The sequence below is a fragment of the Kribbella sp. NPDC049174 genome (assembly GCF_043197365.1).
Taxonomy (GTDB): Bacteria; Actinomycetota; Actinomycetes; order Propionibacteriales; family Kribbellaceae; genus Kribbella.
The window spans coordinates 1-25563 of record NZ_JBICSZ010000011.1 but is presented as its reverse complement, the minus strand read 5'-3'; the positions used below and the strand labels follow the sequence as shown (position 1 = coordinate 25563).

The following is a 25563-nucleotide window of genomic DNA, read 5'->3' as shown; positions in this document are numbered from 1 at the left end:
GTGTAGTCGTAGTCTTATCGCACGCTGTGGTGGTTGTCCAGAGTTCGACGCCAGGGAGCTGCGATGACGATTCACGACGATCTCGACCGGACCCGCCAGGCCGTGCAGGCGCTGGAGAAATCCCTGCTGGCATTGAGGAATCAGCTCGGTCCGCATCTCGACGTACTGCGGCTGCTGGACGATCTCGAGCGGTGCGCGACGGACCTGCGCCGCCTCGAGCAGCAGGTCCGTGCACCGCGCCGGCACGAACTGGTAGCGATCCCGGAGGACGACTACGACCACGGTTTCTGGGCCGATGCCGAGCATGAGGGCCTGGGAGCACCCGGCCGCCGGGCACCATGACGGTCATGGGGCCTCCCGGCCTGGACTGAGGAGCGCAGGGAGCGCAGCGACTGGAGTGACGAGGGAAGGCCGGGAGTCAAGGCCCCATGACCCGCTGCGCCGGAGGCGCAGCATTGAGCACCGCGAGGCATTGTTTGAGCAATTGCCGGAGGCGTACGTCGCGGTCACCGTTCGAACATCGGGCGGTGACCGCGACTGCTTCCGAGGCGTGTTCGGTCGCGACGAAGGTCCGGTAGAACGGCTCACTCCAGCCGAACCGGTCGAGCATCGGCAACCACCAGCGTGCCGCTCCGCCAGGCTCCTCGCGACCGGTCATCAAGTGGATCGCGGTCTGATGAGCTTTCGCCAGACGGGTGCGCTCGTCCTTCGTCATCTCGCCGCCGGCCAGCGCGGTCGAGACACACAGCGCGACCACGCGGGCGGACGGTTCGAAGCCCGGCTGGGCGGTGCCGAGGAAGCTCGATGCCAACGGCAGCAGGGCCCGGCGGCCGGCCGAGCCGCTGTGGTCGTGCACCGCCCTGGCCACCGCACTCAACGTCGGATGCACGCTGGTCGGCCGATCCGTCCATGGTTCACGGGCCAGCTTCGACACCAGCTCCATCACACAGGGATCGGCCCGGACGGCCCGGCCGTAGCCGCTCATTCGCCTGACCCTGCGACCGGCGTACCCAGTTGCGGCCGGACGGGCAGGGCAGGCCTACCAGGCTGTTTCAGGAACCGCACGGTCAAAGCAGTCAGTACGCCGAGCAACCCTGCACCGAGGAACAACGGCCGATAGCCGACAACGGCCACCAGCGATGCCGCGACGCCAATGCCAATGAGTCCGCCGGCAGCCTTGGCGGAGTACAGGATCGCCTGGTTCTGCAACAGGCTGTTCTCACCGAAGAACTCCAGCACGAGGTTCGCCATGATCGCGTAGAACGCGCCACCGCCGAGCCCGGCGAACATCGCGCACAACACGAACGCCCAGCCCGCTCCGGCCTCGCCGGCGATGACCAGCCCGACGTGCGTGAACCCCTCGACCATCAGTACGGCGGCCAGCACCCGACGCCGGCCGAAGCGATCCGACAGATGCCCGGCCAGTGACCGGCCAAGACCGTTGACCGCGGCAAGCATTCCGGCCGCGAACCCGGCCACCGCGACACCCAGCTCCGCAGTCACCGCGTAGCTCACGACGAACGCGATACCGAACAAGGACAACGCCGTACTCAACGCCAACGTCAGCCACATCAACGGAAGTGCGCCGGTCCGCATCGCCTCGGCTGGGCGGTAGTGCCGAACCGCGGGTGCGTTGTGCGGGATGCTCCGGTTCAGCTTCCGGTCGATCGCCCACGCCTGTGCATCGATGTCGGCCGGCCACCAGTGCCGCGGTGGATCCTTCAGCAGTCCGCCTGCTGTCAGTACGACGAGGACGGCGACGAGCGCGGTCAGGTCGAACACCAGCCGACGCCCACCAGGCGAGTCGACGATGGTCAGCATCGCGATACTCGGTACGGCGCCGACCGCGAAGCCACCGGTGACGAACCCGATCGTCGCGGTCCGCCGATCCGGGAACCACCGGGCCGACGTGGTGATGCACGCGGCGTACACGAGCCCGGCACCGGTCCCGCCGATCAGGGCGTAGCCAAGAACAACAGCGAAGTAGCTGTCCGCGTGCGCGAGGGTGGTGAGACCGATGGCGGCCAGCACACCACCGAGGACGACGAGCTGCGTCGGGGTTGCACGTCGTACCCGATGGACCCAGGCGGCCGGGATCGCCACCAGGGCTTGGCAAGCGACGAAGATGGCCAGCAGCCACATCGTCTGAGCCGCACCCCAACCGCGATCCGCATCGAGGCCGAGCGCGGCTGTGCCGAAGGAGTACTGCAGTGGGCTGATGGCGACCATGCAGGCCCAGGCGGCCCACAGTTGCCAGCGTCGGGGGTGCCCGGTCAGCTCCCGGGCATCTTCGCCGATCCGGTAGTGGCGACCGTAGACATCGCGCACGTCCCGGGGCGTTGGAGTCGCGTGGTTCATCGTCGCCTCCTGACTACTGCATACCGTATGGAACCTTGGTACTCCTCCGGCGTACCGCTGTCCAGACCCGGCGTGTTGCGGTTGGGGCCTTGTGACGTGATGTGCATACAGCATACAGTCGCCGATAACCCCGAAACAGGAGGCTGCTGCCGTGGATCTGATGGAGTACCAAGCCAAAGAGTTGTTCGCCCGGCACGGCGTCCCGGTGACACTCGGCCGGGTGATCGAGGACCCGGCCGACGCCGCCGCGGCCGCCGCGGAACTGGGTGGCCGAGTGGTGGTGAAGGCGCAGGTGAAGACCGGCGGCCGGGGGAAGGCCGGCGGCGTGAAGCTGGCCGCCTCCCCCGAGGACGCGGTGGTCAAGGCGGGCGAGATCCTCGGCATGGACATCAAGGGCCACACGGTCCGCCGGGTGCTGCTCACGCCGGCCGCCGACATCGCCGAGGAGTACTACTTCTCCTTCCTGGTCGACCGGGCCAACCGCGACTACCTCTGTATCGCCAGCACCGAGGGCGGTGTCGAGATCGAGGAGGTCGCGCACACCAACCCGGACGCGATCGCCAAGATCGCGATCGATCCGGCCGTCGGCGTGGACGAGGCCAAGGCCGCCGAGATCGTCGCGGCCGCGGGCTTCCCGGCCGGCGCGGAGGAGGTCGTCCGGAAACTGTGGGACGTGTTCATCGCCGAGGACGCGTCACTGGTAGAGGTGAACCCGCTGGTCAAGCTGGGCGACGGATCGCTCGAGGCCCTCGACGGCAAGGTCACGCTCGACGAGAACGCGGCGTACCGGCACTCCGACCACGCCGGCTTCGAGGACAAGGCGGCCGCGGATCCGCTCGAGGCCGCGGCCCAGGACAAGGGCCTGAACTACGTGAAGCTGGACGGCTCGGTCGGCATCATCGGCAACGGCGCCGGCCTGGTCATGTCCACCCTCGACGTCGTCGCGTACGCCGGCGCGTCGTACGGCGTGAAGCCGGCCAACTTCCTCGACATCGGCGGCGGTGCATCGGCCGAGGTGATGGCCAACGGACTGGGCATCATCCTGAGCGACGCCCAGGTGCGCAGTGTCTTCGTGAACGTGTTCGGCGGCATCACCGCCTGTGACGCGGTGTCGAACGGGATCGTCCAGGCACTCGCCGTCCTCGGCGACAAGGCCGACAAGCCGCTGGTGGTCCGGCTGGACGGCAACAACGTCGACGAGGGCCGCCGGATCCTTGCCCAGGCCAACCATCCGCTGGTGACCGTGGTGGACACGATGGACGGCGCCGCCGCCCGGGCCGCCGAACTGGCCGCACAGAACTGAACTGAGAGGCGTGACATGGCGATCTTCCTGACCGAGCAGAGCCGGGTCATCGTGCAAGGGATGACCGGGTCCGAAGGACAGAAGCACACCAGCCGGATGCTTGCCGCAGGCACCAATATCGTCGGCGGCGTGACGCCGGGCAAAGGCGGCCAGTCGGTCGACTTCGCCAAGCGGTCGATCCCGGTCTACGGCTCGTGCGCCGACGCGGTGAAGTCGGCCGGCGCCGATGTGTCGGTGGTGTTCGTGCCGCCGCGCTTCACCAAGGGCGCGGTGATCGAGGCCGTCGACGCGGGCGTTCCGCTGGTGGTGGTGATCACCGAGGGTGTGCCGGTCCACGACACAGCCGCGTTCTTCGCGCACGCACAGGCCGCCGGCACGACCCGGATCATCGGCCCGAACTGCCCCGGCATCATCAGCCCGGGTCGCGCCAATGCCGGCATCATTCCCGCCGACATCGCCGGCCAGGGCCGGATCGGGCTGGTGTCGAAGTCGGGCACGCTGACCTACCAGATGATGTACGAGCTGCGTGACTTCGGGTTCTCCACCGCGATCGGTATCGGCGGCGACCCGATCATCGGCACCACCCACATCGACGCGCTGCGGGCGTTCCAGGACGACCCGGACACCGACGCGATCGTGATGATCGGTGAGATCGGTGGTGACGCCGAGGAGCGGGCGGCCGCGTTCATCAAGGAGAACGTGACCAAGCCGGTCGTCGGGTACGTGGCCGGGTTCACCGCGCCGGAGGGCAAGACGATGGGTCACGCCGGCGCGATCGTGTCCGGCTCGTCCGGTACGGCGGCCGCGAAGCAGGAGGCCCTCGAGGCCGTCGGTGTCAAGGTCGGCAAGACGCCGTCCGAGACCGCGCAGCTGATGCGGGCCGTGATGGCGGTCGAGGAGGTGGCCGTATGACGAGCATCGGGTTCATCGGGCTCGGCATCATGGGGTCGCACATGGCGGCCAACCTGATCCGCGCCGGACACACGGTGACCGGGTACGACGTCGTACCGGCGGCCGTCGATCGGTTGGCGCAAGCCGGTGGCAAGCCTGCCGCCGACATCGCGGGTGCCGTGAACGGTACCGAGGTGGTGATCACGATGTTGCCGGACTCGCCGCAGGTCGCGGAGGTCGTGCTCGGACCGGGTGGTGTGCTGGCCGCTGTTCAGCCCGGCGTACTGCTGATCGACATGAGCTCGATCGCACCGGAGACGTCGCGGGAGGTCGCCTCGGCCGGTGCAGACCGCGGTGTGCGCGTGCTGGATGCGCCGGTGAGCGGTGGCGAGCAGGGCGCGATCAAGGCATCGCTGTCGATCATGGTGGGTGGTGACGCGGAGGACTTCGAGACGGCCCGGCCGATCTTCGAGGATCTCGGGCGGACCATCGTCCACGTCGGCGGCCACGGCGCCGGCCAGACCGTGAAGGCGGCGAACCAGTTGATGGTCGCCGGCATCATCAGCCTGGTCAGCGAGGCCATCGTCCTGCTCGAGGCCTCCGGTGTCGACGGCGAACGCGGCCTCGAGGTCCTGGCCGGTGGGCTGGCCGGGAACCGCATCCTCGACCTCAAGGCGGCCACGATGCTGGCCCGCCAGTTCGAGCCGGGTTTCCGGATCGACCTGCACCACAAGGACATGGGCATCGCCCTCGCCTCCGCCCGCTCGGCAGGCGTCGCGCTCCCGGTCACCGGTGTAGTCGCCCAACTCGTTGCCGCGGCCCGCGCCCAGGGCCACGGCTCCCTCGACCACTCCGCCTTGCTGAAGGTCGTCGATCAGCTCTCAGCTCGATGACGTGCGCGGCGGCGCCGTACTGCTCCTGACCACCAGTCGGGTCGGTACGGCGACCGGGTCGTGGTGGTGTTCGCCGGCCTGGATCTCGTTGATGAGGGCGTCGACACTGCGCCGGCCGACCTCGGCGAAGGACTGGTGGATCGTGGTCAGCGGCGGCCAGAAATGCGCTGCCTCCTCGGTGTTGTCGAAGCCGACCACGCTGACGTCGCCCGGCACCGGCCGGCCCGCCTCGTGCAGCGCTCGCAGCAGCCCGAGCGCCATCTGGTCGTTGGCGGCAAAGACCGCGGTGACGTCAGGGTTCGCGGCCAACTGCTTGCCCGCCTCGTACCCGGAGCCGGCCGACCAGTCGCCGTCCAGCACCGGCGGCACGTCGCAACCGCGTTTGGTCAGCGTCGACTCCCAGGAACGCCGGCGCCGGTCCGCGGCGAACGAGGTCGGTGGACCACCGAGATGCCAGACGGTCGAATGCCCGAGATCCAGCAGATGCTCGGTCGCCAACCGGGCTCCCTGCGCCTGGTCGGTGTCGACGATCGGGTAGTCGTAGTGCGCGCTGGAGTCGACCACCACGACCGGTAGGCCATCGGGCAGCAGCACTCCGGCCTCGTCGAGCGTGTGTGCCTCGATCAGGATGATCACGCCGTCCACCGCCTGCTCCCCCAGCCGGCTGAAGGCGTTCGTGACGGCGCTCTGATTGACGTCGAGCACGGGCAGCAGGTTGACGCCGTAGCCACTGCTGGTGGCCGCCGCGGCGACCGCGTCGAGCGTCCGCGTCGTACCGAAGCTGGACAGCTCGAAGACGATCACGCCAATGCTCCGGAACTGCCCGTTGCGCAGCGCCCGGGCGGCGCTGTTCGGCCGGTAGCCGAGCTCGCGCATGGCGGCCTGCACCCGGTCCCGGGTGACCGAGTCGACGTTGTGCCGTTCGTTCGCGACGCGTGACACCGTCTGCCCGGACACCCCGGCCAGCCTGGCCACGTCCGCCATCGACGGGCCGCGCCGCCGCCGTACCGGAGACTCCTCCGCTGACATCGGCACCCTCCTCGCTTGTGCCCGCAGTGTAGACATGTTGACGTAAACACGCTACCGTCTCGGCGACCGATGTTGACGTCAACATCGCGTGTCGGCGACGAGTTTCGAAGGAGGCCGGCGGAGGGATGAGCCAGTCCGTAGCACTGCGCCGAAGGCGCCGGAGGTTCAGCCAGGACGGGAAGGGATGGGTCTTCGTCGGTCCGTTCCTGGCCGTGTTCGCGCTCACCTTCCTGGCGCCGATCGGGTACGCGATCTACCTCAGCCTGTTCCGGGACCAGGCGTTCTTCGGCGGGACTGTGTTCGTCGGCCTCGACAACTACACCGAGGCGCTGCAGGACCCGAAGTTCTGGGAGGCGTTCGGCCGGGTCGCGGTGTTCCTGGTCGTCCAGGTGCCGATCATGCTGATCCTGGCCCTGCTGGCCGCGCTGGCCATCGACAGCGCCCGGTTGCACGCGGCCGGGTTCTTCCGGATCGTGATCTTCTTGCCGTACGCCGTACCGGGTGTGGTCGCGGTGCTGATGTGGGGCTACATCTACGGCAACAACTTCGGCCTGGCCGCCGACCTGAACGAGCTGTTCGGGACGACCGCGATCCAGCCGCTGAGCGGCAGCTGGATGCTGCCGTCGATCGCCAACATCGTCACCTGGGAGTTCGTCGGCTACAACATGCTGATCTTCTACTCGGCGCTGCGCACGGTCCCCGGTGAGCTGTACGAGGCGGCCGCGATCGACGGGGCCGGGACGTTCCGGACCATCCGCGCGGTGAAGCTGCCGGCGCTGCGCGGCGCGATCGTGATCGCCACCATCTTCTCGATCATCGGCAGTTTCCAGCTGTTCAACGAGCCGAACATCCTGCGCACGCTGGCGCCGAACGTGATCACCACGTACTACACGCCGAACATGTACGCCTACAACCTGTCCTTCGCCGGCCAGCAGTTCAACTACTCCGCCACCGTCGCGATCGTGATGGGCGTCATCACCGCGATCATCGCGTACGTCGTCCAACTGCGCGGATCCCGGGAGGCACTGTGACTGTGCTTTTGGCCGGGCCTCCGGCGCCGGCAGGGTCATGGGGCCTTGGCTCCCGGCCTTCCCTCGTCACTCCAGTCGCTGTGCATATTGGCACGCCTCCGGCGCGCCGGGTCATGGGGCTTCAACTCCCGGCCTTCCCTCGTCGCTCCAGTCGCTTCGCTCCCTGCGCTCCTCAGTCCAGGCCGGGAGGCCCCATGACCGGGCTCCCTCCGCTCCTCAGTCCAGGCCGGGAGGCCCCATGACCACGACTGTGCGGGTACCTCGCATCACCAGTACGACACGGACCGCGAAGAAGAGGGCGACGTCGCCGTTGCGGCCGAAGCGGTCGCCGTTGCTGACCGGCCTGATGGTGCTCTACCTGATCTACACGCTGGTCCCGCTGGTCTGGTTGTTCATCAGCTCGACCAAGACGCAGAACGATCTGCTGTCCAGCCCGGGGCTGTGGTTCGGCAAGAGCTTCGCGTTCTTCACCAACATCAGGGACACGCTGACCTACAACGACGGCATCTTCCTGCGCTGGCTCGGCAACACCGTGCTCTACGTGGTCGTCGGTGCGGGCGGAGCGACTCTTCTTGCCACGGCGGCCGGCTACGGCCTGGCGAAGTACAAGTTCGCCGGCCGCCGCGCGGTCTTCGCGATCCTGCTGGGTGCGGTCGCCGTACCGGGGACGGCGCTGGCGGTGCCGACGTTCCTGATGTTCTCGAACCTCGGTCTGACCAACACCGTCTGGGCGATCATCATCCCGTCGCTGGTCAGCCCGTTCGGCCTGTATCTGATGTGGGTCTACTCGACCGACGCCGTACCGGTGGAACTGCTCGAGGCGGCCCGGATCGACGGGGCCGGCGAGGTCCGGATCTTCTTCACCGTCGCGTTGCGACTGCTTGCCCCCGGCATCGTCACCACCCTGCTGTTCGCGGTGGTGTCGACCTGGAACAACTACTTCCTCCCGCTGATCATGCTCAGCAAACCCAACCTCTACCCACTCACGGTCGGGCTCACCCAGTGGAGCAACCAGGCGACCGGCGTGGGTGCCCGCCCCATCTACAACCTGGTGATCACCGGATCGTTGCTGACGATCGTCCCCTTGGTGGTCGCCTTCCTCCTGCTCCAGCGGTTCTGGCAGTCGGGCCTGAGCGCAGGCTCCGTCAAATAGCTCTGGGTCAAATGAAAGGGAACACCATGAAGGTACATCGGCGCATCCGGCAACTGGTGGTTGCCGGAGCCGCTCTCACGGCCCTCGCGGTCGTGGCCGCATGCGGCGGCGGCTCGGACAACTCCGGCAGCAGCGGCAGCCAGACCACGGGCTCGGCCGAAGCGGTCGACGCCGCACTCAAGGCGGGCGGCACCATCACGTACTGGACCTGGACACCATCGGCCGAGGCTCAGGTCGCGGCGTTCCAGAAGCAGTACCCGAACGTCAAGGTGAACCTGGTCAACGCCGGCACCGGCAACGACCACTACACCAAGCTGCAGAACGCGATCAAGGCCGGCTCGGGTGCGCCGGACGTGGCGCAGATCGAGTACCAGGCGCTGCCGCAGTTCGCGCTGCCCGGCTCGCTGGTCGACCTGAACCAGTACGGCTTCAACCAGTACGAGTCCGCCTACACGGCCTCGACCTGGGCCGCCGTCCACGCCGGTGACGGTCTCTACGGTCTGCCGCAGGACTCCGGTCCGATGGCGCTGTTCTACAACAAGGAGGTCTTCGACAAGTACGGGATCGCCGTACCGAAGAGCTGGGACGAGTACGTCGCCGCGGCGAAGAAGCTGCACGCGGCCAACCCGAAGTCCTACATCACCAACGACTCCGGTGACGCCGGCTTCACCACCAGCATGATCTGGCAGGCCGGCGGTCAGCCGTTCAAGACCGACGGCAAGAACATCACCATCAATCTGCAGGACGACGGCTCCAAGAAGTGGACCTCGACCTGGAACCAGCTGGTCGAGGGCGGTCTGGTCTCGCAGATCCCCGGCTGGACCGACGAGTGGTTCAAGGCCCTCGGCGACGGCACCATCGCCACCCTGCCGACCGGCGCCTGGATGCCGGGTGTGATGGAGGCGTCGGTCAAGGCCGGCGCGGGCAAGTGGCGGGTCGCCCCGATGCCGACGTACGACGGCCAGCCGGCGACCGCCGAGAACGGCGGCAGCACCGAGTCCGTGCTGAAGCAGAGCGCCAACCCGGCGCTGGCCGCGGCCTTCGTGCGGTGGCTGAACCACGACGAGGGCGTCAAGCCGTTCCTGGCCAGTGGCGGCTTCCCGGCCACCACGGCGGACCTGAAGGACCCGGCGTTCGTCGACAAGCCGAGCGCGTACTTCGGCGGCCAGCAGATCAACCAGGTGCTCACCGGCGCGGCCGGCTCGGTCGTCAAGGGCTGGAGCTACCTGCCGTACGAGCTGTACGCCAACAGCATCTACGGCGACACTGTCGGCAAGTCGTACCAGTCCAAGTCCGACCTGAACACCGGCCTGCAGTCCTGGCAGGACGCTCTGGTTGCGTACGGCAATCAGCAGGGTTTCCAGGTCAACGGCTGACACCCCAACCGCCCGCCCAGAAAGACAACGATGACCGACTTCGCGATCGGTGAGTCCGACTTCCTCCTCGACGGCAAGCCCTTCCGGATCCTGTCCGGTGCGCTGCACTACTTCCGCGTGCACCCGCAGCACTGGGCCGACCGGATCGAGAAGGCTCGGCTGATGGGACTCAACACCATCGAGACCTACGTGCCGTGGAACCTGCACAGCCCGGCCCGTGGCGTCTTCGGCACCGAGGGAATGCTCGATCTCGAGCGCTTCCTCCGCCAGGTCGCGGAGGCCGGTCTGTACGCGATCGTCCGTCCCGGTCCGTACATCTGTGCGGAGTGGGACAACGGCGGACTCCCGGCCTGGCTCTTCCGCGAGCCAGGTATGGGCGTCCGCCGGAACGAGCCACAGTTCATGGCGGCGGTCCGCGAGTACCTGGAGCAGGTACTGCGGATCGTCCGGCCGCTGCAGGTGGACCAGGGCGGACCGGTCCTGCTGGTCCAGGTCGAGAACGAGTACGGCGCGTTCGGCGACGACCAGACCTACCTGAAGTCGGTGGCCGAGATCATCCGGACCGCCGGGATCACGGTGCCGCTGGTGACGGTCGACCAGCCGGTCGACGCGATGCTGGCGGCCGGCGGCCTGGACGGCGTACTGCGGACCGGATCGTTCGGGTCGCGGGCCGACGAACGGCTGGCGACGCTGCGGAAGCACCAGCCGACCGGGCCGTTGATGTGTATGGAGTTCTGGGACGGGTGGTTCGACTACTGGGGCGGACAACACCACACGACCAGTGTCGAGGAGGCGGCCGGCGAACTGGACGCACTGCTCGCGGCGGGTGCATCGGTGAACATCTACATGGTCCACGGCGGCACGAACTTCGGGTTGACCAGCGGGGCCAACGACAAGGGCGTCTACCGGCCGACCATCACGTCGTACGACTATGACGCCCCCTTGGACGAGGCGGGGAACCCGACGGCGAAGTTCCACGCCTTCCGGGAGGTCATCTCCCGGTACGCGCCGGTCCCCGACGTTGTCCCGGCGTCGGGGGCGGCGGCGCCGGAAACCTCCGCGGCGCTGGGTGCGCCGATCCGGCTGCTCGCTGACCCCACGGCCTGGGGTCAGTGGAGTGAGCACCCGGTCATGCCGACGCTCGACGCCTTGGACGCGCGGCTGGTCCTCTTCCGGACCGACATCGACGTGGACCGGCCGGCACTGCTGAGTTTCGACGAAGTGCGGGACCGGGCGTACGTGTTCCTGGACGGCGTCCCGATCGGCGTACTCGATCGGGAACGACACGACCGGGCGCTGATGGTGCCGCAGGGACGCGGCCGGCTCGAGATCGTGGTCGAGGACCAGGGCCGGGTGAACTACGGACAGCGGATCGGGGAGCCCAAGGGCTTGATCGGTCCGGTCCAGCTCGGCTCATCGGAGCTGACCGACTGGTCTGCCTGCGTGATCGACCTCGACGGCGTGCCGCAGTTGTGGGACTCCGTGGGCCTGACGCCGGATGCCCCCGGTGTCGGTCCCACGGCGTGGCGGGCCGGCTTCGACGTCGCCGAGCCGGTCGACCACTTCCTGTCTACTGTTGCCTGGGGCAAGGGGATTGCCTGGGTCAACGGCTTCTGCCTCGGCCGCTACTGGCGCCGGGGTCCGCAGGAGACGCTGTATGTTCCGGGTCCGGTACTGCGGCCGGGGCGCAACGAACTCGTCGTACTGGAGCTCGAGGTGATCGCCGAGCCCGTTGCACACTTCGTCTCCGGAATGTCGCTGGGACCTACCGAGCTGTAAGTGGAACAGGTGGGTCCGACGTCGCTGTAGCCGGACCCACCTGGCTCTACTATTGGCCGGGCCTTCGGCGCCGGCGTGGTCATGGGGCCTCCCGGCCTTCCCTCGTCGCTCCAGTCGCTTCGCTCCCTGCGCTCCTCAGTCCAGGCCGGGAGGCCCCATGACCTTCAGGTGACGCCGACCTTGGTGGCCAGCAGGTCGGCAACGGCGTGGACAGCACGCAGGGTCGGGGCCTGGGTGCCGGTGAGGTCGGCCAGCTCGACGACGGCGGCGAGGATGACGTCGAGCTCGAGCGGCTTGTCCTTCTCCAGATCCTGGAGCATGGACGTCTTGTGCTCGCCGACGCGCTCGGCGCCGTTGATCCGCTTGTCCACCGAGATGTCCGGATGGCAGCCGACCGCGGCCGCGATTTCCAGCGACTCCTCCATCATCAATCGGACCATCGCCCGGGTGCCCTCGTGGGTGGCGATCTCCACCATCGTCGCCCGGGCCAGCGCGCTGATCGGGTTGAACGCCGCGTTGCCGAGCAGCTTGATCCAGATGTCCTTGCGGATGTCCTCCTCCACCGGGCACTTCAGCCCGCCGGCGATCATCGCCTCACTGAAGGCGACACACCGGTCGGAGATGCCACCGGCCGGTTCCCCGATCGAGAACCGGGTGCCTTCCAGATGGCGTACGACGCCCGGTCCCTCGAGCTCGGTCGAGCAGTACACGACACAGCCGACGGCCCGGTCCAGCGCCAGCACGTCGGTCACCGACCCGCCGGGGTCGACCGACTCGATCCGGCGACCTTCGTACGGGCCTTTGAGACCGTGGAAGTACCACCACGGGATGCCGTTCTGCGCGGCGACGACGACGGTCTTGTCGTGCAGCAACGGCTCGATCAACGGGCCCGCGGTGGCGTAGGAGTTGGCCTTCAGTCCCAGGAAGACGTAGTCGACCGGGCCGACCTCGGCCGGGTCGTCGGTGGCCGGCGTACGGGCCTCGAAGTCGCCGCGTGGGCTGAGTACCTTCACGCCGCCGGACCGGATCGCCTCCAGGTGGGCGCCGCGAGCGATCAGGTGCACCTCGGTCCCGCCGCGGTGCAGGGCCGCGCCGACATAGGCACCGATCGCTCCGGCGCCGAGAACAGCTACCTTCATCAGTCCCTCCTCGGTCCGGACGGCGTAGGAACCGGGTGCTCGATGCCGGCCAGTTCCTCGAACTCCACGACGTTGTCGATCTCGGTGCCCATCGACACGTTGGTGATCCGTTCCAGGATCACCTCGACGACGACCGGTACCCGGTGCTCGACGAGCAGCTTCTTGGCGTCGTCGAGAGCAGGCAGGATGTCGTCGGGTTCGAACACCCGCAACGCCTTGCAGCCAAGGCCTTCCGCGACCTTCACATGGTCGACGCCGTACCCGGCCAGCTCCGGAGTGTTGATGTTGTCGAAGGCAAGCTGGACGCAGTAGTCCATGTCCAGGCTGCGCTGCGCCTGCCGGATCAGACCGAGGTAGGCGTTGTTCACCACCACGTGGATGTAGGGGATGTTGAACTGCGCCCCGACCGCGAGCTCCTCGATCAGGAACTGGAAGTCGTAGTCACCCGACAGGGCCACGACGGTTGCGTCCGGGTCCGCGACCGCGACACCGAGCGCTGCCGGTCCGGTCCAGCCGAGCGGTCCGGCCTGGCCGGCGTTGATCCAGTGCCGGGGCCGGTAGACGTGCAGCATCTGGGCGGCCTGTATCTGCGACAACCCGATCGTGGAGACGTACCGGGTCTCGGGTCCGAAGGCATTGTTCATCTCCTGGTAGACCCGCTGCGGCTTCACCGGCACGTTGTCGAAGTCCGTACGGCGATGCAGCGTCTCCTTCCGGTCGCGGCATGCCGCCGTCCACTCGGACCGATCGGCAAGCGGAGCCTGCTGCCGGGCGACCTGGAGCAGGACTTCGAGGGCCGCGCGAGCGTCCGAGACGATCCCGAGGTCCGGTGCGAACACGCGGCCGATCTGGGTCGGCTCGATGTCGATGTGCACGAACTTCCGGTCCTTGGTGTACGTCGACACCGACCCGGTGTGCCGGTTGGCCCAGCGGTTGCCGATGCCGATCACCAGGTCCGATGCGAGCAGGGTCTCGTTGCCGTAGCGGTGTGACGTCTGCAGCCCGACCATGCCGGCCATCAACCGGTGGTCGTCCGGGATGCTCCCCCAGCCCATCAGGGTCGGGACGACCGGGACTCCGGTCAGCTCGGCGAACTCGACCAGCAGGTCGGAGGCATCCGAGTTGATGATGCCGCCGCCGGCCACGATCAACGGGCGTTCCGATGCGGCGAGCATCCGCAGTACCGATTCGGCCTGGGCGACGGTGGCCCGCGGGGTGGCGATCGGGAGCGGCGCGTAGAGGTCGGGATCGAAGTCGATCTCGGCGAACTGGACGTCCAGCGGCAGGTCGATCAGCACCGGGCCCGGCCGGCCTTCGCGCATCAGCTTGAACGCCTTCTGGAACGTGCCGGGGACCTGGGCCGGCTCCATCACCGTGACGGCCCACTTGGCGACCGGCTTGGCGATCTCGGCGATGTCGACCGCCTGGAAGTCCTCCTTGTGCAGCTTGGCGACCGGGGCCTGGCCGGTGATGCACAGGATCGGGATCGAGTCGGCGCTCGCGGAGTACAGGCCGGTGATCATGTCGGTTCCGGCCGGTCCCGACGTACCGACGCAGACGCCGATGTTGCCGGGTGCGGCCCGGGTGTAGCCCTCGGCCATGTGCGAGGCGCCCTCGACGTGCCGGGCCAGCACGTGCTGGAGCTCGCCTTGGGCACGCACGGCGGAGTAGAACGGGTTGATGGCCGCTCCGGGCAGGCCGAACAAATGGGTGATGCCTTCGCGGCGAAGGATCTCCACGGCGGCGCGGGCGGCGGTCATTCGGGGCATGCCAGCTGCCTTTCAGTCGGTGTGCGCGATCCAGTCGAAGCTCTCGGCCGTCGTACTGGACGGCCTGTACTCCAGCCCGATCCAGCCGTCGTACCCGGCGGTTCGCAGCTCGGCGAGATGCTGGTCGATCGGGATCTTCCCGGTGCCGGGTTCGTTCCGGCCGGGTGCGTCGGCGAGCTGGACGTGCGCGATCCGGTCCGCGTACGTCGAGATCGCCGTCGTCACGTCGTCCCCGTTGACGGTCAGGTGGTAGAGGTCGGCGAGCAGTCCGATGCCGGTGACGCCGGCCTCGTCCTGGACCCGGTCGATGACTGCGACGGCGTCGGCCGCCGTACGGAGTGGATAGCGGTCTGCACCACTGACCGGTTCGACCAGTACGACGCCGCCGAAGGAGCCGGCCGCGGTGGCGGCGAGGGCCAGGTTCTCGGCGGCCAGGTCGTCCTGGACCTCGGGCCGGACGCCGTCGACGCGGTTGCCGTACAACGCGTTGAAGGCGCGGCAACCGAGTCGCTCGCCGATGCCGAGGGTGACCGCGATGTTGTCGCGGAACTCCAGTGATCGCTGCGGCCAGGAGACCAGACCGCGGTCGCCGCCGGGCATGTCGCCGGCCGCGAAGTTCAGTCCGACGAGCCGCACACCGGCGTCGCGGATGGCGCGTTCGAACGCGTCCACCTCGGCGTCACCGGGCAGCGGGGTGTCGAAGGGCCACCAGAACTCGACCGCGCCGAAGCCGGCCTGCCGCGCGGCCGCGGGTCTCTCCAGCAGCCGGAGTTCGGTGAACAGGATCGAGCAGTTGACCGCATAACGCGCAGAGTGCATGAGTGTCCCACCTTCCGGAGGGGCTTGGTATACGGGATACAGTAGGCGGGAGCCCGAATGCGGTCAAGATCACACTCCCGGCAAGCGCTCGCCAGTTTCCCGAGCGCCCTGGCCGTCTTTTGAGAGGATGGCTGGATGACGTGGCCGCGGATGTGGTTGCTGCCGGATGCTGAGCAAGACCTGACGGGCGCGCGGGTGCGGTCACTCAGAGTGTGCGTCTTGGCGGGCACACCGGACGAGTACGACGTACTGCGGGCTGACGGATGGTTGGCGGTCTGCTAGGGTTTCTGATGGTTGCAGTTTTTGCAGTTCCACGTTCGTTGCGAAGCGCCCGCGGATTGTGATCCGCCGGGCGTTTTCTCATTCCAGACCCAGGTCTGTTGTGGGAGGGCTCGTTGCGGCAACCCGGGCGCCGGCACCCGTCGGGCCCGACCCGTGCCCATCATGGGCCCACAAAGGAGTACAGCATGGCCAGCGGAACAGTGAAGTGGTTCAACGGTGAGAAGGGCTTCGGCTTCATCACCCAGGACAGCGGCGGCGCCGACGTCTTCGTGCACTACTCGGCGATCGCGACCGACGGTTTCCGGTCGCTCGAGGAGAACCAGAAGGTCGAGTTCGACGTAGCCCAGGGCCCGAAGGGCCTGCAGGCGGAGAACGTCCGCCCGGTCTGAGCCTCACTTCGACAGACCCGGTCCCCTCAGGGGGCCGGGTCTGTTGTCATGTGGTCCAGAGATACTCGCCGTCGTCCAACTGGTCGGTACGGATGAGACCAGCGGCCGCGGTGATCGCCGCTGAGGCGGCGTGGTCGGGGTGGACGTGGGCGATGATCCGCTCGACACCCTGCTCGTCCAGCCAGGCGACCAGCCCCTGGGCGGCCTCCTTCGCGTAGCCGCGTCCCTGCCAATCGGTGCCGACGACCCAGGCGATCTCCGCCGTACTGCCGGTGACTGTCGTCTGCACGTAGCCGACGAGTTGGTCGTCGTACTGGATCACCCAGTTGAGCCAGTGCTCGTCGTCACGACCCGGTCCGGCGAGCTGACGGCGGTAGCGGTTCTCCAAGCTCTCCACGGAGGGCGGCTCGCCACCGGTGAACGTGTAGAGGGCCGGGTCAGCGAGGACTTTGGCCATCTCCGGCGCGTACTCGACCTGCAACGGGAGCATGGCGAGCCGGGCGGTGCGGAATGTGGTGGCGATCACGCCTCAACGGTAGCGCCGGACGGCTCGGTCGCTCCCTCCTCGACCGACCCGCCCTGCGCCACCATCCGCATCTGGGCATTCGTCCGCAGATCGAACTGCGGACTCCGCTGGTCCCCCACCCCGTACGGCGCCACCCGCTCCTCGTAGTGCAGTTGCGGACCGGCAGCGACCCCCAGCTGATCTCCCGTCTCCACGGTCTCCCCCTGGTTGACCGTGAGTTCGGACAAATGGTCGTAGACGTGCCAGATCGCGTTCGACTCGATCACGACCCGGTCGACCACGACCTGGACCACCACACCGGCCAGGGTCGCCCTGACCGGAGTGCCTGGTTCGGTGCCGTAGTCGCGACCGGGGTGACCCGCCCCGTCGTACTCGCGGACCACCACTGGGTTGTGTACCGGCGCTGCCATGGTCAGATGGTGCGGTCGGACCTTCAGAAAGTCTTAAAGCCGGGCCGGCACCGCCGGATAGGGCGCTGGCTCGACCTCGAGCTCGGCCATCCGCTGCACGTAGGTGCGGTACGCCCGACGTGCTTCACCATGCGCACCACTCGCCTGGAACGCCGATACCAGGCCCAGATGAGCGCGTTCGTCGTACTGATCCCGCTGCAGGATCCGGAGCAGGTACCCAGCCGCCGCGTCGGGGTCACGCCGGCCCCGCTCGGCCAGCACCCGCGCCACCCGGACGTACAGGGCCCGGGCCTCCTCACGCATTCCGGCAGCCCAGTCGGCGTACACGTCCTCCTCCAGGAAGTCCCCGCTGTACGCCGCCTCTGCCGCTCGGAGCAACCGCAAATCGCTCGTGTTGAGGCCCTCCCGCGCGTCATGCAGGAAGAGCTCCACGTCCACGCCCGTCTGCTCGCCGTCGAGCCAGATGGTGGCCCGGTCCGCGCCGACGAAGTGGTCCGCGGAGTACCTCTTCTCGGGGTCGAGTACGGACCGCACGGTCGACAGAGCCACGGACAGCCTGGGTGAGGCGACCGACTCGTCCTGCTCCGGCCAGAGCAGGTCCAGCAGTTGCACGCGGGCAACCGGGCGGCAGCGACGTGCCACCAGGATCTTCAGCAGGTCACGGGCCTTCTTCGACGGCCACTCCCCCAGCTGGACCGCCTTGCCGTGCCGGAGCACGCGGAAGCCGCCTAGGCACTCGACCCGGACGGGAACGGGGCCGGTCTCGTCGCTGGCTGCCAGCGCTGCTGCCGCGTACCTAGTCGCTCCCGCGGCCAGGAACTGCTGGTGGGCGCGCAGTGCGAGCTCACGGCTTTCCGGACCGTTGGTGCGCTTGGCAAGCATCAGCTCCGCCCGTGCCTGACCTAACTGGTCGCCCAACTCGCTGCGGATGTTCAGGACCTCGTGCAGCACCTCGCCACCGCCTGCAGCGGCGAGCAACTCCAGGGCGTCGGCCAGGCCGGCGCGGTCGCGTCGCTTGCGGCACAGCGCGGCTGCTTCCTCTGCAGTGGCCGCAGCCTCGGTCTGGTTGCCGGCGTGCAGGGTGACCCAGCCCAGTGCGACCAGTGCACCGGAGAGGCCGAGGACAGGGCCATAGGCAACTGCCTGGCGAGCCAGTGCGGCCAGCTCGGCGGCGCGCTGCGGCTCCTCGACGGCGAGCACCCGGGCGAGACCGGCCAGCGAAGGCACCAGAGCCTGCATGTCCTTGGTCTCTTCGGCGATCGCGTTGGCCTCCTCGAAGCAGGCTCTGGCCATCGCACGGTCACCGCGCTCGCGGTAGACCTCGCCGAGGACGGACAGCGGCTGAGCGACCCGCTTGGAGTCCAGCTTCTGGTAGAGCGCTCGCGACGCCTCCAGCTCGCCGATGGCCTCGTCCAACCGGCCCAGCCTGAGCAGAGCCTCGCCACGGTTGTTCAGCGCCAGTGCCCGGAACACCGCGAAGCCTGCACGGTCCGCTAGCTCCAGGGCGATCTCCAACTCCTTCAGACCGAGTGCGTAGTCGCCCTCCGCGATGTGGTGCGAAGAACGGTTCACCCGGATCCGGATCGACTGCAGGAGGTCGCCGGCCCGCTCGGCGTGCTCCAGCGCTCGTACGTAGTGGATGAAGTTGCTGTGCGGGTCGCTGTCGACCGCTGCCAGCATGGCGAGGACGGTGTGGGCGATGGCCAGGGCCCCGTCGTCTCCGGAGATCTTGGCCGTCTTATGTGCGGCGGTGATCAGCGCCCGGCACTCCTCGAACTCGCCGCGCAGCCAGTGCGCACCCGCCCACCACGCCTGCAGCAGAGCCTCGTCCGTCGGGTGCTGCCCGTCGATGCGGCCGCGCTGGTACGTCGCGATCGCCACATCCGTCTGACCGCGCAGGTGGTGGATCAGTCCGAGACGCCAGGCGATGCCGACCGGGATCTCCCCCTCGGGCTCGATGATCCGGTCGAAGCACTCCACCGCGCCCTGCCAGTCACCGAGCACCTGCCGGGCTTCACCTTCCAACTGGTCCAAGGCGGCGTCACGCAGCTCGGCGGGCAGTGCGGCGACGGCAGCGACCACGATCTCGGCCAGACCACCGCTGACCATCACATGGCCCCGCTCCGCCAGCATGCGGGCGGCCGCTGCCGGGGCAACGGCTTGGTAGCAGGCCAGCGCGTCCCGGTACTCTCCTGTCGACTCGAACCACTTGCCGGCTTCCAGCGAGAGCTCAGTCAGCTCCTGCTCGTCCACGGCGAGCCTGTCCTTGGCGAAGTTCCTCACCAGTGGGTTGAGCTCGTAGCCGTCCGCCTCACCGGCCGAGACGAGTAGCCCCCTGGTGCGGAGCTGTTGGAGGGTCTCTGCGCTGTCCGTGAGGCCTATCGCCTTACACAGCTCGGATCCGAACCGGGGCAATACAGCCACGCCCGCGACCAAGCGTCGTACCGCTGGAGGCTCCGCTGCGAAGACCTCCTCGGCCAGGTAGTCGTACAGCGGGCCGTCCGACCGCAGGGCCCGTCGCAACCGGCTGGCACGCTCCTCGGCCGGCGCAGTCCGGAGCGCTTCCACAGCCAGGCGTACGGCGGCCGGCCAGCCCTGAACTGCGGTCTGCAACGACTCGGCGAGGTCGTCGGTGCCTTCGCCGAGCACCTTCTGCAGTACGGCGAGGGTCTCGGGGACTGTGAACGCGAGGGCGGTGGCGTCGATCTCCAGCACCTGACCACGACCCCGGAGGCGGTCGATGCCGAAGGGCATCTGGGTGCGCGAGGCAACGACCAGATGGAGGTACGCCGGTGCGGTGCGAACCAGGCCGTCGATCAGTCGGGCGGCGGGAGCCGCCGGATCGATCTCGTGCAGGTCGTCGAGGACGAGGACGAGGTCACCGCTGAGGTTCTGCTCCAGGGCGTCGGCGAGGAGAGTGGCGTACGCGAGCGCACGGGTCTCCTGCTCGGCATCGGCATCCGGACCGCGAGGACTCTGCAACTCGGCCGGGATGGCTTCCAGAGCAGGCACCTGGCGACGCAGGGCTGCGACCAGACCGGACACCATCGCGGCGAGCGATGCGTCCTCCGTACGGACCGTGTGCCAGGCGCACGGACGCCCGGCCGCCCAGGAGCTCAGCAAGGTCGACTTACCGAACCCGGCATCCGCCACCACGGTCAGCAGCCGCCGCTGTGCGCCCTCGTCCAGCAACGTCGCCAACCGGGGCCGCCCCACCGTCCCCGCCACGGATTCCACCGGCCGCCCACCTCCTCCCCAGACCCGAACAGGACAGCACCCCAGCCGACCCACCGCAACCGTGCCAGCCCTGATCTCCCGGTTGAACGTCACAATCTCCCGGCCGGCCCGGGCAACCTCCCGGATGCCTGGGACAACAACCCGTTTTCGGAACGGCCTGTTGCCGGAATGGCAACGAGATATGGGGTTGGCGCCGGCTCGGCGGAGACTGGACCCATGGTGGAGATCGAGTGGAGTGAAGAGGCCGGGCGGCTGCGGGCGTCCGCGGCGAACGAGGCCGAGTGGAACGCGACCGTTGCCACGAGCCTGGTCCGGGACAGCGACAAGGTGGCCGTGGACGTCGGCTGCGGTGGCGGTGGGATGGCGAAAGCGCTGGCCGAGGCCATGCCGGCGGGTACGACGGTGGTCGCGATCGACGCGGATCCCGACGTACTGGAGCAGGCGCGCGAGCACACGGCCGGAGCGGTCCGGTGTGAGCTGGCCTCGATGGACGACGGTGCCGAATCGTTGCGCAAGGCAATCGACGCGCCGGCCGACCTGATCTGGGCGTCGGCCTCGGTCCACCATGCGGCGGACCAGCAGGCGGCCGTCGACGCGCTGGCGTCGTTGCTGGCGCCGGGTGGGCGGCTGGCGCTCGCGGAGGGCGGTCTGCCGACGCGGAGCCTGCCGTGGGACCTGGGAGTGGGCGAGCCCGGACTGGAGCTGCGGCTGGACCTGGCGCAGGACAAGTGGTTCGCGGCGATGCGGGACGCGCTGCCGGGCACTGTGCCGATGCCGTACGGCTGGACCGATGCGCTGACCCGGGCCGGACTCACCGACGTGACCACTCGAAGCATCCTGAGCGAGTCACCGGCGCCGCTGTCCGATGAGCAGCGTGATCGGCTCATCGCCCAGTTCCAGCACCGGGTGGACTGGCTGGACCCGGACGCCTCGTCGCGGCACGGCCATGGGCATGGCCACGGTCATGGTCATGGTCATGGTCATGGTCATGGTCATGATGATGGGCATGGGGAGACCCAGGAGTGGCTGTCGCCGGAGGATCTGGCGCTGTGGAAGCAGTTGCTGGATCCGGAGAGCGAGCACTACCTGGGGCGGCGGACCGACCTCGCCGTACTGTCCGTGCGGAGCATCCATATCGGCCACGCACCACGCTGACGGCGTACGGGAGAGAAACGCCACGCGCCGCTCGGGGCCGGTCGGCGCGACGCTGTCGGCCCGTCACCGTAAGGTGGGTGCCCATGAACGACCGGCTGGTGTGGATCGACTGCGAGATGACCGGCCTCGATCTGGCGGCAGATGCCCTGATCGAGGTCGCGGTGCTCGTCACCGATTACGAACTGAACGTGCTCGGTGACGGGATCGACCTGGTGATCGCGCCACCCCCGGCCGCGCTCGAGCAGATGGGCGACTTCGTCCGCGACATGCACACCGAATCCGGTCTGCTCGCCGAGCTCCCGCACGGGATCCCGCTCGCCGACGCCGAACAGCAGGTGCTCGACTTCATCTCCGGGTACGTCAAGGAGCCGCGCAAGGCCGCGCTGGCCGGCAACTCCGTCGGCACCGACCGGACCTTCCTGGTCCGCGACATGCCCCGGGTCGAGGCCCACCTGCACTACCGCAACGTCGACGTCAGCTCGATCAAGGAACTCGTCCGGCGCTGGTACCCGCGGGTCTACTACGCGACCCCGGCCAAGACCGGCAACCACCGCGCCCTGGCCGACATCACCGAGAGCATCGCCGAGCTCAGGTACTACCGCCAGACCGTCTTCGTCCCCCAGCCCGGCCCCGACTCCGACACCGCCCGCGCCGCCGCCAGCCTGGTGTCCGACACCGGCAACGGGGCGACCCCAGACCCGATTTCTGGTAATCGGCCATCATCGCTATGATTGCTCAGCCGTCGCAGTAAGGCGGCAATGGTGGGTGTAGCTCAGCTGGTAGAGCACCTGGTTGTGGTCCAGGTGGTCGCGGGTTCAAGTCCCGTCACTCACCCGAAGGCGATGGGCGATCTGTGTCCGCGGAGAGCGCGGACCGGGTCGCCTTCGGCATTTTGTGCGCGGTCGCTTCGCTCCGCGCGAGCGGGGGCTCCGCCACCCGCACCCCCTGCGCCTTCGCTTCGCTCGGCGGCTACGGTTGCTCGCCGCCGTCGGGCTTGAGCCTTCGCTTCGCTCGGCTGCGGTGGCTGCTCACCGTTGTCGGGGTTGGCCTTCGCTTCGCTCGGCGGCTGTGGGTACTCGCGCGGTCGGGGTTGGCCTTCGCTTCGCTCGGCGGCTGTGGGTACTCACCGACGTCGGGTTGGCCTTCGCTTCGCTCGGCTGCTGGCAGGATGGCACGGTGAAGTCTTCTGGGAGTTTGTGGTTGGGGTACGGGGCTGTGCTGGTGGTCACGTTTGTGGTGGGGTTTCTGGCGTTTGCGGTGTGGGTGTTGTCGAAGGTCTTCTGAGCTGGGTGTGATCTGCCGGGCCGGTCGATGCGTCTTGTAGGCAGGAGCGTCGATCGAAGGGCTGCGATGAGGGCTACGGCGGAGGATTTCGAGGAGTTCGCGCGGGCGCGGATTCCGCAGTTGTACCGGACTGCCTGGTTGCTGACGGGGGATCGGCATCATGCCGAGGATCTGGTGCAGGACACGCTCGCGAACATGTTGAAGACCTGGCAGCGGATTGACAACCCGACCGCGTATGCGCGGGCCGCGTTGGCCCGGACGTTCATCTCGCAGCGTCGGCGGCGGAGTTGGTCGGAGCGGCCGACGGCGGAGGTGCCGGAGCGGGCCGAGCGGGTTGGTGACCCTGAGTTGCGGTTGTCACTGCAGAGTGCGTTGGCGGAGCTGGCGCCACTGGATCGGGCGGTGCTGGTGCTGCGGTTCTTCGAAGATCGCAGCGTTGAGCAGGTCGCGCTCGATCTCGGCAAGAACGCCAGCGCGATCACCACCCGGACGTCCCGCGCCCTCGACCGCCTGCGTGCGGTCCTCGGCGACGGCGCCGCCCAGCTGATCGCCCACTGACCTCACCGGGAGAACTCATGAACAACCTGAACGACACCCTGCCCGGTCTGATGCACCGGGCCACCGAGAACCTCGAGCCGGCCTCCACCGACCTGCTCGAACGCACCGTCCAGCAGGGCCTGCGCCTACGCCGCCGCCGTACGACGCTCCTCACGGTCACCGGGGCAGGCGCCGTACTGGCGACCGCAGGCCTCGTGGTCGGCGCGACCCAGGTGCTCGGCCGCCCATCCGACGCCGCGGTCGCGGGTACGACGCCGACACCGTCAGCCAGCGCGCACACGACACCCAGCGCGAAGCCGGCCACCTCGAAGGAGGCGCTGACCACGTTGAAGGCGCTCCTCCAGGCACCGGGCCTCACACTGTCGAAGCCGCAGACCTGGGGTGACAAGAGCGCACTCGGAGCGGCGTACCTGGTCGACGACGGCAAGGGAGTGTCGCGCGTCGAGGTCCTGCTGACCGGTGGCGGTGAGGAGAACCGCTGTGCCACCCCGAGTGCCGCGTGTACGACGCTCCCGGACGGCTCAACGCTGTTCAGCCTGGCCACCCAGCCGGAGTACCCGGGTAACCGCAACAAGGACGGCGTACTGAGCAACTACGTCGTGCGACGCCTACCCGACGGCCGCATCATCAGCCTGACCAGCTACAACGCCCCAGCCGAGAAGGGCTCCCCCCACACCCGCCCCAAGCCCCTCTTCACCGTCGCCCAGCTCTCCACACTCGCCCAAAGCAAGTCCTGGAAGCTCCCCGCGACAAGCACCGTAGTGAAGCCGACGAAGGGTGCCACTCCCCCCACCAAGACCAAGTAACCCCAGAGGCCCGGCTGCACCCACAGCCGGGCCCCTGGCTTGCCTGTGCCGACCCGGGTGGGGCGGCCGACCGGCGTGCTCAGGGCATACAGGTGAGCGTGTCGCTCAAGGTGTCATCCGAGAACAACAGATAGTGCTGCCAGGTCGACCGCGTGGTCGACGCGATCCAGTCATCCCCGGCCATCTTCGCCGTACGGCAGCGCCACGACCCTCTCCGAGGTCGTTGCAAGGATTCAACGGAGAGTTTGACTCGAGCAAACCAGTAATCCTTGGGCCGATCGGTCGTGAAATCCAGGCCCGGCGACGACGGCCAGGATTAGGCCGACCTTGTCCGGGTCGATTGCCAGATTGTTTGACATAAACGATTGTTTTCGATGGAGCTTGCGCGACCCTCCCCTTCCCGAACTCTTGCGCTGAATCAAAACAAGGAGTATGAGGGGAAGTGGGGCAGCGCCGCACAGTCCATCTCGGCGACGGCGGCCAGGTTGCAGGGGGCAACATCATGAACAGGAACATCATCACGCGCGCCGACGCCAGCGTGCTTGCTGGCGAGCCGCAAGAAGTTCAGTGACAATTACCAGTCGGCTGCGGACGCAATCGGCGACGACCAGGCTTGGTTCGTCGTATTTTTTGGCGTCCGCCACAACTGGTGGAAACGAATAACTCTCAACGGGGTTTTGCTCGACCCATCCAGGAAATTCTCAGCGGCAACAACATCAAGAGCATGGGCGCAAGGGGGGCAACATGAACGTGCAAGTGGGAGGTCGCATTGCCGGCTCGGCCGGCACGCGGAACGGAGGTGGCAACACATGACACCGCCACGCTCCAAGAAGACGGCGAAGAAGGATGCGTCGTCGAAGAAGGATGCGTCGAAGAAGACTGCCTCGCGGAAGCAATCCGAGCCGGCCGAATCGCCAGATGTCCAGGCGGCGCTCGAGCTCAGTGGAGATGGTCAGGTCGGGACCGCACTGATCAGTGGCACCACGTTTGACGCTCGCGCCGTCGAGTACACGGACCTCGACGGCGTCGCCTACTTCGAGGGCGACATCATCCTGGGCACGGTCGAGGCACTCACGGCTGCCGCCGAGGCGCTGCGCGAAGGCGCCCGTGACGCCAGTGTCGGCCTCCATCGTGGAGTCCGGCCCGGTTCGATCGTCTCTGATGTCGACGTGCCACCGGAACTCCCTGAGGGGGCGGTGATCATTCCGGGCGCCGGTTTTCGATGGCCAGGTGGGCGTGTCCCGTTCGAGATCGACGCTTCTCTGACCCAGACCGCACGGATGAAGCGCCCCAGGTTTGATGCCGCATCTTTCTGAGTTTGGAAGGATGCAGGACGTGCGCAAGAGGATCGATCCCGAGGTCAAGGCTCGCGCGGT

The 25563-nt window shown here is 68.0% G+C and carries 25 protein-coding genes and 1 tRNA gene; 17 read left to right on the top strand and 9 right to left on the bottom strand.

What is annotated here, in order from left to right:
• The first annotated feature begins 63 nt into the window (after window positions 1-63).
• Window positions 64-342 carry a hypothetical protein gene (locus ACGFIF_RS37965; RefSeq protein WP_393161489.1) on the top strand — a complete coding sequence of 93 codons (279 nt, stop codon included), beginning with the start codon at window positions 64-66 and terminating at the stop codon, window positions 340-342.
• Between the two features lie 76 nt (window positions 343-418).
• Here ACGFIF_RS37965 and ACGFIF_RS37960 read toward each other — a convergent pair whose 3' ends face one another.
• Together ACGFIF_RS37960 and ACGFIF_RS37955 are read right to left on the bottom strand one after the other, a co-directional pair.
• Entirely contained in the window at window positions 419-985 is a 567-nt protein-coding gene (locus ACGFIF_RS37960) for a hypothetical protein (RefSeq protein WP_393161487.1), read from the bottom strand.
• The gene (locus tag ACGFIF_RS37955) at window positions 982-2358 is read right to left on the bottom strand and encodes an OFA family MFS transporter (protein ID WP_393161484.1); all 1377 of its coding nucleotides are present in this window, start codon (window positions 2356-2358) and stop codon (window positions 982-984) included. Before ACGFIF_RS37955 ends, ACGFIF_RS37960 begins: the two co-directional genes overlap by 4 nt.
• Before the next feature lie 151 nt (window positions 2359-2509).
• Between ACGFIF_RS37955 and sucC the strand changes: the two genes are divergently transcribed.
• Genes sucC through ACGFIF_RS37940 form a run of 3 tightly spaced genes read left to right on the top strand, consistent with a single transcriptional unit; the run spans window position 2510 to window position 5445 of the window.
• Window positions 2510-3661: an ADP-forming succinate--CoA ligase subunit beta gene (gene sucC, locus ACGFIF_RS37950; RefSeq protein WP_393161482.1), complete on the top strand. Its 1152-nt coding sequence runs from the start codon at window positions 2510-2512 to the stop codon at window positions 3659-3661.
• Window positions 3662-3676: 15 nt separating this feature from the next.
• On the top strand, window positions 3677-4573 hold the full coding sequence (gene sucD, locus ACGFIF_RS37945) for a succinate--CoA ligase subunit alpha (RefSeq protein ID WP_393161480.1): 897 nt from the start codon (window positions 3677-3679) through the stop codon (window positions 4571-4573).
• Entirely contained in the window at window positions 4570-5445 is an 876-nt protein-coding gene (locus ACGFIF_RS37940; protein WP_393161478.1) for a 2-hydroxy-3-oxopropionate reductase, read from the top strand. The genes sucD and ACGFIF_RS37940 overlap by 4 nt, the downstream gene beginning before the upstream one ends.
• Here ACGFIF_RS37940 and ACGFIF_RS37935 read toward each other — a convergent pair.
• The gene (locus tag ACGFIF_RS37935) at window positions 5434-6474 is read right to left on the bottom strand and encodes a LacI family DNA-binding transcriptional regulator (protein WP_393161476.1); all 1041 of its coding nucleotides are present in this window, start codon (window positions 6472-6474) and stop codon (window positions 5434-5436) included. The genes ACGFIF_RS37940 and ACGFIF_RS37935 overlap by 12 nt on opposite strands.
• A 125-nt stretch (window positions 6475-6599) precedes the next feature.
• Between ACGFIF_RS37935 and ACGFIF_RS37930 the strand changes: the two genes are divergently transcribed.
• From ACGFIF_RS37930 to ACGFIF_RS37915, 4 genes are all read left to right on the top strand, one after another.
• Window positions 6600-7505, top strand: coding sequence for a carbohydrate ABC transporter permease (locus ACGFIF_RS37930; protein WP_393161474.1), 906 nt, complete (start codon window positions 6600-6602; stop codon window positions 7503-7505).
• A gap of 238 nt (window positions 7506-7743) precedes the next feature.
• Window positions 7744-8658 carry a carbohydrate ABC transporter permease gene (locus ACGFIF_RS37925; protein WP_393161472.1) on the top strand — a complete coding sequence of 305 codons (915 nt, stop codon included), beginning with the start codon at window positions 7744-7746 and terminating at the stop codon, window positions 8656-8658.
• Window positions 8659-8684: 26 nt separating this feature from the next.
• Window positions 8685-10034: an ABC transporter substrate-binding protein gene (locus ACGFIF_RS37920; RefSeq protein WP_393161470.1), complete on the top strand. Its 1350-nt coding sequence runs from the start codon at window positions 8685-8687 to the stop codon at window positions 10032-10034.
• Window positions 10035-10064: 30 nt separating this feature from the next.
• Window positions 10065-11813: a beta-galactosidase family protein gene (locus ACGFIF_RS37915; RefSeq protein WP_393161468.1), complete on the top strand. Its 1749-nt coding sequence runs from the start codon at window positions 10065-10067 to the stop codon at window positions 11811-11813.
• Window positions 11814-11977: 164 nt separating this feature from the next.
• On the opposite strand, the gene ACGFIF_RS37910 is transcribed toward ACGFIF_RS37915, so the two are convergent.
• Genes ACGFIF_RS37910 through ACGFIF_RS37900 form a run of 3 tightly spaced genes read right to left on the bottom strand, consistent with a single transcriptional unit; the run spans window position 11978 to window position 15540 of the window.
• Window positions 11978-12952 (bottom strand): 2-dehydropantoate 2-reductase, encoded by a 975-nt coding sequence (locus tag ACGFIF_RS37910; protein ID WP_393161466.1) that lies wholly within the window; start codon window positions 12950-12952, stop codon window positions 11978-11980.
• Entirely contained in the window at window positions 12952-14721 is a 1770-nt protein-coding gene (gcl, locus tag ACGFIF_RS37905; protein WP_393161464.1) for a glyoxylate carboligase, read from the bottom strand. Before gcl ends, ACGFIF_RS37910 begins: the two co-directional genes overlap by 1 nt.
• Window positions 14722-14733: 12 nt before the next feature.
• Window positions 14734-15540: a hydroxypyruvate isomerase family protein gene (locus ACGFIF_RS37900; protein WP_393161462.1), complete on the bottom strand. Its 807-nt coding sequence runs from the start codon at window positions 15538-15540 to the stop codon at window positions 14734-14736.
• A gap of 135 nt (window positions 15541-15675) precedes the next feature.
• On the opposite strand from ACGFIF_RS37900, the gene ACGFIF_RS37895 reads away from it, so the two are divergent.
• Both ACGFIF_RS37895 and ACGFIF_RS37890 read left to right on the top strand, forming a co-directional pair.
• Complete coding sequence (locus ACGFIF_RS37895) at window positions 15676-15822, top strand: hypothetical protein (RefSeq protein WP_393161460.1); 147 nt, start codon at window positions 15676-15678, stop codon at window positions 15820-15822.
• Between the two features lie 185 nt (window positions 15823-16007).
• Window positions 16008-16211 (top strand): cold-shock protein, encoded by a 204-nt coding sequence (locus ACGFIF_RS37890; RefSeq protein WP_132207650.1) that lies wholly within the window; start codon window positions 16008-16010, stop codon window positions 16209-16211.
• A gap of 46 nt (window positions 16212-16257) precedes the next feature.
• On the opposite strand, the gene ACGFIF_RS37885 is transcribed toward ACGFIF_RS37890, so the two are convergent.
• The 3 genes from ACGFIF_RS37885 to ACGFIF_RS37875 are packed head-to-tail and all read right to left on the bottom strand — an operon-like array spanning window position 16258 to window position 20384.
• Complete coding sequence (locus tag ACGFIF_RS37885; RefSeq protein ID WP_393161457.1) at window positions 16258-16737, bottom strand: GNAT family N-acetyltransferase; 480 nt, start codon at window positions 16735-16737, stop codon at window positions 16258-16260.
• Complete coding sequence (locus tag ACGFIF_RS37880; protein ID WP_393161455.1) at window positions 16734-17147, bottom strand: M23 family metallopeptidase; 414 nt, start codon at window positions 17145-17147, stop codon at window positions 16734-16736. The genes ACGFIF_RS37885 and ACGFIF_RS37880 overlap by 4 nt, the downstream gene beginning before the upstream one ends.
• A gap of 33 nt (window positions 17148-17180) precedes the next feature.
• Window positions 17181-20384 (bottom strand): tetratricopeptide repeat protein, encoded by a 3204-nt coding sequence (locus ACGFIF_RS37875; protein ID WP_393161453.1) that lies wholly within the window; start codon window positions 20382-20384, stop codon window positions 17181-17183.
• 216 nt (window positions 20385-20600) lie between these two features.
• Between ACGFIF_RS37875 and ACGFIF_RS37870 the strand changes: the two genes are divergently transcribed.
• The 7 genes from ACGFIF_RS37870 to ACGFIF_RS37840 all read left to right on the top strand — a co-directional run bounded on the left by ACGFIF_RS37870 (window position 20601) and on the right by ACGFIF_RS37840 (window position 25503).
• The gene (locus tag ACGFIF_RS37870) at window positions 20601-21539 is read left to right on the top strand and encodes a class I SAM-dependent methyltransferase (protein ID WP_393161451.1); all 939 of its coding nucleotides are present in this window, start codon (window positions 20601-20603) and stop codon (window positions 21537-21539) included.
• Between the two features lie 83 nt (window positions 21540-21622).
• Window positions 21623-22270, top strand: coding sequence for an oligoribonuclease (orn, locus tag ACGFIF_RS37865; RefSeq protein ID WP_393161449.1), 648 nt, complete (start codon window positions 21623-21625; stop codon window positions 22268-22270).
• A gap of 30 nt (window positions 22271-22300) precedes the next feature.
• Window positions 22301-22373 (top strand) — tRNA-His (locus tag ACGFIF_RS37860).
• Window positions 22374-22889: 516 nt separating this feature from the next.
• Complete coding sequence (locus ACGFIF_RS37855; protein ID WP_393161447.1) at window positions 22890-23381, top strand: SigE family RNA polymerase sigma factor; 492 nt, start codon at window positions 22890-22892, stop codon at window positions 23379-23381.
• Window positions 23382-23398: 17 nt separating this feature from the next.
• Entirely contained in the window at window positions 23399-24187 is a 789-nt protein-coding gene (locus ACGFIF_RS37850) for a hypothetical protein (protein WP_393161445.1), read from the top strand.
• A 442-nt stretch (window positions 24188-24629) separates the two neighbouring features.
• Window positions 24630-24758, top strand: coding sequence for a hypothetical protein (locus ACGFIF_RS37845; protein WP_393161443.1), 129 nt, complete (start codon window positions 24630-24632; stop codon window positions 24756-24758).
• 238 nt (window positions 24759-24996) lie between these two features.
• On the top strand, window positions 24997-25503 hold the full coding sequence (locus ACGFIF_RS37840; RefSeq protein ID WP_393161441.1) for a hypothetical protein: 507 nt from the start codon (window positions 24997-24999) through the stop codon (window positions 25501-25503).
• The last annotated feature ends 60 nt before the right edge of the window (window positions 25504-25563 follow it).